Origin of the sequence: Streptomyces sp. SID4985, from assembly GCF_009863025.1 — a bacterium.
In the GTDB taxonomy this organism is placed as follows: domain Bacteria; phylum Actinomycetota; class Actinomycetes; order Streptomycetales; family Streptomycetaceae; genus Streptomyces.
Map to the genome: position 1 here is coordinate 1 of NZ_WWIR01000581.1, position 255 is coordinate 255.

The window sequence follows — 255 nt, forward strand, 5'->3', positions numbered from 1 at the left end:
GCGGACGTAGCTCAGTTGGTAGAGCGCAACCTTGCCAAGGTTGAGGTCGCGAGTTCGAGCCTCGTCGTCCGCTCGCAGGAAACTAGGGGTCATCCCGATCCCCTACACTCCTGGTGGAGTGGCCGAGAGGCGAGGCAACGGCCTGCAAAGCCGTCTACACGGGTTCAAATCCCGTCTCCACCTCCAAGGACGATTAGCTCAGCGGGAGAGCGCTTCCCTGACACGGAAGAGGTCACTGGTTCAATCCCAGTATCG

General features: G+C 60.4%; 2 tRNA genes. Both read left to right on the plus strand.

Features of this window, described 5'->3' with window-relative positions:
- A tRNA-Gly gene (locus GTW40_RS24825) sits at nucleotides 1-73 on the plus strand.
- Nucleotides 74-112: 39 nt separating this feature from the next.
- Nucleotides 113-186, plus strand: a tRNA-Cys gene (locus tag GTW40_RS24830).
- Nucleotides 187-255 lie beyond the last annotated feature (69 nt).